The sequence below is a fragment of the Peptoniphilus timonensis JC401 genome, assembly GCF_000312025.1.
GTDB lineage: Bacteria > Bacillota > Clostridia > Tissierellales > Peptoniphilaceae > Peptoniphilus_A > Peptoniphilus_A timonensis.
The window spans coordinates 722,811-729,766 of record NZ_HE978593.1 but is presented as its reverse complement, the minus strand read 5'-3'; the positions used below and the strand labels follow the sequence as shown (position 1 = coordinate 729,766).

The following is a 6,956-nucleotide window of genomic DNA, read 5'->3' as shown; positions in this document are numbered from 1 at the left end:
GATGTAAATTTTTGGACTTAAAATTTGATGAGCATGGAGGACTTAATCATCGTGACAATTTTTATATTCTTATGTCAGTGATAAAATAATGTTTACTGAATTAATAAAAAGATTTACTATTGGCTAGATTTATGACTCTTATGGGTTTATAATCAAGATATAAAATCGTCCAAACAAATAAAGGAAGGAAGGTATATATGAAAAAAATTATAAATAGGTTTATTCATCTTTTTACTTTATTTATTATAAATTTTTCTTTAAATTATAATGGAGTGCGTGTATTTGGTGGAACTGGATCTCTCTATAGTAAATGGATAGGTTATAATCGTATAAAAGCTATAAGAGGAGTTTCACAAAGCTCAATTAGAGAAGCCTTTATATTTATGCTACTAACTTTGATTGTGGACATTTTTATTATTAGGGATATTTATATAATCTTAAAAGAATTGAAAAAAGATTATAAAAATTGATTTTTATTAGAGTGGTTCGAGAGTATCTATATTTCAGTGCTATTTTAAAATTTTATTTTTATATTTATATACTTATTCTATATTTCTTATATAAATTTAAACAAAAAACTTCTGTAATATTTCATACAGAAGTTTTTTAGCATAAATATAATAAAAACTTATATTAATTTTGAAATTTTTTCATCTATAATATCCATTTTAGCTGTGGGTTCAAATCTCTCTACTACATTTCCATCTCTATCAACTAAGAATTTTGTGAAATTCCATTTTATATCAGGATTGTTTTTATAATCTTTGTCAATTGATTTTAAAAGAGTTGACATTGCAAGAGCCTTTGGACCCTTTCCAAAACCTTCAAAATCTTTTTGAGACTTTAAAAACTTGTAAAGTTCAAGTTCATTTTCACCATTTACGTCAGCCTTTTTCATTTGTGGAAATTCTATATTGTAATTAACTTGGCAAAAATTTGTGATCTCTTCATCGCTTTCTGGGGCTTGTTCCTTAAATTGATTGCAAGGTATGTCGATTATTTCTAACCCTTTTTCATGATATTTTTCATATAAATTTTCTAAATCTTCATATTGAGGTGTAAAGCCGCATCTTGTAGCAGTATTAACAATTAGAATAACTTTTCCTTTTAAGTCAGCTAAGTCTAAAAAACTACCGTCTTGTTTTTCTACTTTATAATCATAAATCATTTTAATTCCTCCTATTATATATAGATTACCCATAAAAAGAAAATTAAAAAAATTTTAGTCATTACTCCAAAATAAAAAAGAGATGGAATTTTCCATCTCTTTGTATTTTTAGCTTGTCTCATAAAATACTAATAAAAATTATTTATTTCTTCAAGTAATTTATCAATTGTTGCGGCTATACTATCTTTATCTTGTTGACCTACAAAACCTCCAAGGACTTTTCCTTCAGAATTAACAAAGAAAGTAGTTGGTATTGCAGTTATATTTACAAGACTGTCTTCAGTTGTTGGATTTGGCATAATATTTGTATAATTAACTCCAGAATCCTTTATAATTTTTTGCCCTTCTTCCACATTTGTGTCCATACTTGCGTTAGTGTCTACAACAACTCCAAGAAAGTTTACCTTATCTTTATATTCTTCGTGTAATTTTCCTAAGTCTGGCATTTCTTCCTTGCATGGACCACAGAATGTTCCCCAAACATTTACGAGAGTTAGGTTTTTTTCCTTATAAAAATCTTCTGATTTTATTACATTTCCATCCATGATATCCATTGTTTGGAAGTCAAATCTTTCAATTGGCATCTCACTTAATTCAATGGATGAAGCTGTTTTTGTTTCAACTTCTTTTGTCTTATTTGCTTTAGTATTAACGTCGTTTTTCTTATTGCAGGCAAAAAGACTAAGTGCTACTGCAAATAAAATTAGAATTTTAAATAGTTTTTTCATTTAATCACTCCAGTGTAAAAATTTTTAATTTTGCCTAAGTCAATTATACTTCATGGCTAAAAACTTGTCTATTTTAAAAAAATAAGGTATAATTTATTTCACTTGTTCGGGAACTCCAAGTATAAAAAACTAATTGTTCTCCAAAGAAATGGAGGTTATTTATGAAAAAAATTATTATTGATGCTGATCCCGGGATTGATGATTCCATTGCTATAATGCTTGCAAATAGCATTGAGGAATATGATATTCTTGGGATTTCTTTAGTTTCAGGAAATGTTCATGTCAATAAGGGAAGAAAAAATATCTTGAGACTAGAAAAATTTTTAAAAAAAGATTTTAATGTTCACATAGGAAGTGAAAGTCCTCTTTGTAAGGATTTTATAAATGCAGAGGACACTCATGGTGAAGATGGGCTTGGTGAAACTTATTTATCTTATGATGAAAAAAGTTGCAAGTCTGATGCCATAGACTTTTTGATAGAAGAGGCTAAGAAGAAAGATTTGACAATTTTTGCCTTAGGACCACTTACTAATCTTGCCAAAGCTATTGAAAAAGATAGAGAAGCTTTCAACGACACAAGAATTATTGTAATGGGAGGAAGTTTCAGAAGCCATGGAAATATGAGCCCTGTGGCAGAATTTAATTTTTATGTTGATCCAGATGCAGCAGATTATGTAATTAAAAATGCACCGAGAAAAATTGAAATTTTGCCCTTAGATGTGACTAGGAAATTTGTTTTAACCCCAAATATACTTTCTTATATAAAGAGATTAAATTTTGAAGTTGGCAAATTTTTAGAAGATATAACAAATTTTTATATGGATTTTCATTGGGAATATGAAAAAATCATTGGATCAGTTATAAATGATCCCCTAACCATTCTCTTGGAAAGAAATCCGGATCTTTTTAAGTCCAACACTTACAATGTGGAGTGTGTAACTGATGGACCAGCCAGAGGAATGCTTATGGTTGATGAAATGGATTTTATGAAGAGAGAAAAAAATATGATAATTTATGAAGATTTAGACCTTTATAAAGTTTGGAAATTTTTTATAGAAAAGATAACAGGAGAAGAAATTGATGAAAGAATTTTGGGAGATTTACTATGAAAATCTCTACAAAAAAAATAACACTCCTAGGACTTTGTATTACCATAAATATGGTAGGTGCATGGATTGGTGTTGTTTTAAAACTTCCAATTTACCTTGATTCTATAGGAACAATAATGGCAGGTTTTGCCTTTGGTCCTATTTTTGGAATCCTTACAGGTCTTGTTTCAGCTTTTGTAAATACTATTGGAGATCCAATAGCTCTTTATTTTATGCCAACACAAATAATAGTTGGATTTACTGCAGGTTATTTTAAATTTTTAAAAAGAAAAGATACACTGTCAAAAGTTTATTTGACTCCTTTTATGTCAATTCCTGCAGCAATTTCATCAGCACTAGTAGCGACTTATCTTTTTGGGACTGTGACAACAGCAGGTTCATCTTACATTGTTCAAGCCATACGTGCAGTGATGGATTTGCCAGATTTTGTAATTGTATTTGTAATTCAAATTATAACTGACTACGCTGACAAACTAATTTCTATATTATTAATATCAAAAGTATACAATATGGGCGCTTTCCAAAATATATTAAAAAAATAAAAATTATCAAAACCACTTAAAATGTGGTTTTTTATTTTGGAAAAATTGATTTAATTTGTTAAAATATTAATAGGATTGTTGTTACCTTTTTTATTATAAACAGGAAATATTTACTTTTTTGTATTATTTTAAATAAAGTTGTTTTACTAGGGTAATAATAAAATATGTACAAATTAAAAATATAAACATTGTGGTTAAATAATATTTTAACAAGTGATATAATTAATTTGTGAATAGATTTTACACTGGAGGTGATTTAGTGTCAGATGATGCAGTAAAAAAAGTTAAAGACACTGAAGCTGAGGCAAAAAAAATAATTGACGATGCTGAAGTTAAGGCCAAAGAAATTATTGAAGAGGCAAGAGATGAAGCTGAAAAGGCTTATCGAGCTATTGTTGATGAAGCTAGAGATCGAAAGGATGCCTATGTAAGTAAGGCTAGAGAAGAAGCAGAGGAATCTGTCAAGCCTATAGGTAAGGATTCAGAAATGAAGATTGCTGATATTTCAAAAATTTCTAAAGGCAGGGAAGCTGAAGTTGTAAAGTCAGTGGTAGAGAGGATTGTGAATAATGGCAATAGTTAAGATGAAAAAATTCAAACTCTTTATCTTTGATGAGAACAGAGAAAATTTGATAAATAAATTTCAAAAATTCAACTATGTTCATATTGACGAGTCTGATTTTGATGAAGATGATTTTTCAGAGGATGATTTTACAAGACCTAAATCTTCAGAAGATTTAATTGAAATTGATGACAAAATCAAGAAATCCAAAGAGGATATTGATCTTTTACTTAAATTTAAGGATAAGGAAAATCCTATAAAAGCCATGAAAGATGGGGTTAGCAATATAACTCTTGAAGAACTTACGGCTAGAGCTATGACTTTTCCCTTTGAAAAAATTGATGGGGAAATAAAAAGTCTAGTTGATAAGAAAGAAAAGAACAAGAGTAAGATTCAAAATATCGATTCTAAAATTGCTGAGCTTAAACCGTGGCAAGATCTCTCATCTTCTTTAAAAGGTGTAAATAGGATGGACTCTGTAAACATTTACACAGGAACTGTCTCATCAAATCATGCCGAAGACTTTGAGGGAGAATTTATAAAAAACGATCTTGCTTACCTTGAAAGAGTCTCAAAAGATAAAAACTTTAATTATTATTTAATAATAGTTGAAAAATCTATTGATGATGAAATTAAAGGTCTAATGACAAGTTACGGTTTCACTCCTATTAATATCAAGGCAGATGGAAAAGTTAGGGACAAGATAAGTTCCTATGAAAAAGATAAAGATTTATTATTCGAAAAAAATAAAGAAATTGAAGAAGAATTAAAGACATATTTGAAATATTTAGAGGACTTTAAATATTCTTATGAACATTATCGAAATGAAAAAGTTAAGATAATGTCAGAGAGAAAATTTTTAAAGACTACTGAACTTAATCTTATAGAAGGTTATGTTCCAGAAGATAGACTTGAAGATTTGGAAAATGAAATCCAAAAAGTTTGCAAGGATAATTACTATTTAAGGGCTGAAGATGCCAATAAGGATTCTCAAGAAGTTCCAATTCTACTAAAGAACAATTCTTTTGTAAGTCCTTTTGAAATTATGACAGAAATGTATTCAATGCCAAGATACAATGAAATTGACCCAACACCTTTCTTTGCACCTTTCTATTTTATATTTGCAGGAATTATGGTTGGAGATTTCGGTTATGGTCTACTAGTATTTTTGGGAACACTTTTCGCTCTCAAAAAATTTAAGCTAACGGACAAGAAGAGAAGGTTTATTAAATTTTTTAATTACCTATCTATTTCAACTATTATATTTGGACTTATATTCGGTTCTTTCTTTGGAGGAATAATTGAACTTCCAAGTTTAATAGATCCAGCAGAAGATTCAACTCTATTGGTAATAATTTCTTTAATACTAGGTGGAATTCACATATTCTTTGCTCTTGGAATAAAAGCCTATATGAATATTCGTGATGGAAAACCGAAGGATGCACTATATGATGTTGGTTTCTGGTATATGGCAGTATTGGGAGCAATTGGATTTATTCTAAGCAAATTTCTTGAGCCAGTTCAAGCTTTTGGAAAAGTATTCTTAGTTGTAATGTTACTTGGAATGGTAGGTATAGTTGCAACTGGTGGTAGAGAAGAAAAGTCCACTGGTGCAAAGATTGGATGGGGAGTTTATTCTCTTTATGGAATTACATCCTATCTTGGTGACTTTGTATCTTATCTAAGATTAATGGCACTTGTTTTATCAGGTTCTTTCTTAGGACTTGCTATTAACATGATTGCAGGAATGCTTTTTGAATCAAATATACTTGGAAAGTTATTTGCAATAGTAATTTTTGTAGTATTTCAATTGTTTAATGCCTTTCTTTCTTATTTGTCAGCTTATGTTCATACAGCAAGGCTAACTTATGTAGAAATGTTTAATAAATTTTATGAAGGTGGAGGCATACCTTTCAAAAAAATGATAGAAAATTCAGATTACTTTAATATAGACTAGGAGGAAAATTATGTTAAATGGATTAATGGGAGAATATGGCGGATTGATTTTAGGATCTATTGGGATCTTTTTAGCAGTAGCTCTTGCAGGTGCAGGGTCTGCTAAGGGTGTAGGTTTAGCAGGTGAAGCTGCAGCAGGCGTTGTAATTGATGAACCAGAAAAATTTGGTAAATCACTTGTATTACAACTTCTACCAGGTACACAAGGTCTTTACGGTTTTGTAATTGGACTATTTATCTTATTCAGACTTTCAGCTGATACACCAGTTAACACTGGATTTATGTATCTAGCAAGTGGTGCCGTTATTGGTTTAGCTGGACTTGTATCTGCAATTGCACAAGGTAAAGTTTCTGTTGCTGGTATAAATATCTTAGCAAAAAATGAAGAACAACAAGCAAAAGGTATTATCTTTGCAGTAATGGTTGAACTTTATGCTATTCTTGCTTTTGCAATCTCATTCTTTATCCTATTTAGAGCCTAGGTGATACTATGGCAGGACTTGAAAATATTTTAAATAAAATAATTAAGGATGCAGAAGATAAAGCCCAAAGTATAATAAAAGATGCTGAAGAAAAAAGAATTAGCATTGTAGAAAATAGAAAAGAAGATGGAAAATATCTGGCAAATAAGATAGACGAAATTTCTAAAAGAGAAAGAGAAGACATCTTAAAGAGAAGTAAATCATCAGCAGAATTAAAATCTAGAGATGACATTCTAGCTGAAAAAAATAGGATAATAGACGAAGTTCTTGAAAAAGTTATAAGGGAACTTGAAAATTTATCTGAAGATGATTATGTAAAATTCGTAAAAAATAATTTAAAAGATGTAGATATAAAGGGTGGCACAATTGATGTTCCTAAAAAGTATAGGGATGCAATAAAAAATGCCAA

9 protein-coding genes are annotated in these 6,956 nt (G+C 29.6%); 7 read left to right on the top strand and 2 right to left on the bottom strand.

Going from position 1 to position 6,956, the window contains the following annotated elements; genetic code table 11:
- The first annotated feature begins 197 nt into the window (after positions 1–197).
- On the top strand, positions 198–470 hold the full coding sequence (locus HGPT_RS03575; protein ID WP_019138505.1) for a hypothetical protein: 273 nt from the start codon (positions 198–200) through the stop codon (positions 468–470).
- 158 nt (positions 471–628) lie between these two features.
- On the opposite strand, the gene HGPT_RS03570 is transcribed toward HGPT_RS03575, so the two are convergent.
- On the bottom strand, positions 629–1,168 hold the full coding sequence (locus HGPT_RS03570; RefSeq protein ID WP_019138504.1) for a glutathione peroxidase: 540 nt from the start codon (positions 1,166–1,168) through the stop codon (positions 629–631).
- 128 nt (positions 1,169–1,296) lie between these two features.
- Positions 1,297–1,896 (bottom strand): TlpA family protein disulfide reductase, encoded by a 600-nt coding sequence (locus HGPT_RS03565; RefSeq protein ID WP_019138503.1) that lies wholly within the window; start codon positions 1,894–1,896, stop codon positions 1,297–1,299.
- Positions 1,897–2,057: 161 nt separating this feature from the next.
- Between HGPT_RS03565 and HGPT_RS03560 the strand changes: the two genes are divergently transcribed.
- From HGPT_RS03560 to HGPT_RS03535, 6 genes are all read left to right on the top strand, one after another.
- On the top strand, positions 2,058–3,005 hold the full coding sequence (locus HGPT_RS03560; protein WP_019138502.1) for a nucleoside hydrolase: 948 nt from the start codon (positions 2,058–2,060) through the stop codon (positions 3,003–3,005).
- Positions 3,002–3,547: an ECF transporter S component gene (locus tag HGPT_RS03555; RefSeq protein WP_019138501.1), complete on the top strand. Its 546-nt coding sequence runs from the start codon at positions 3,002–3,004 to the stop codon at positions 3,545–3,547. Before HGPT_RS03560 ends, HGPT_RS03555 begins: the two co-directional genes overlap by 4 nt.
- Positions 3,548–3,806: 259 nt before the next feature.
- Positions 3,807–4,130: a late embryogenesis abundant protein gene (locus HGPT_RS03550; protein WP_019138500.1), complete on the top strand. Its 324-nt coding sequence runs from the start codon at positions 3,807–3,809 to the stop codon at positions 4,128–4,130.
- Positions 4,117–6,066 carry a V-type ATP synthase subunit I gene (locus tag HGPT_RS03545; RefSeq protein ID WP_019138499.1) on the top strand — a complete coding sequence of 650 codons (1,950 nt, stop codon included), beginning with the start codon at positions 4,117–4,119 and terminating at the stop codon, positions 6,064–6,066. Before HGPT_RS03550 ends, HGPT_RS03545 begins: the two co-directional genes overlap by 14 nt.
- A gap of 10 nt (positions 6,067–6,076) precedes the next feature.
- The gene (locus HGPT_RS03540; protein ID WP_019138498.1) at positions 6,077–6,547 is read left to right on the top strand and encodes a V-type ATP synthase subunit K; all 471 of its coding nucleotides are present in this window, start codon (positions 6,077–6,079) and stop codon (positions 6,545–6,547) included.
- An 8-nt stretch (positions 6,548–6,555) separates the two neighbouring features.
- Positions 6,556–6,956: V-type ATP synthase subunit E (locus HGPT_RS03535; protein WP_019138497.1), on the top strand; the 401-nt coding region annotated here is incomplete at its 3' end.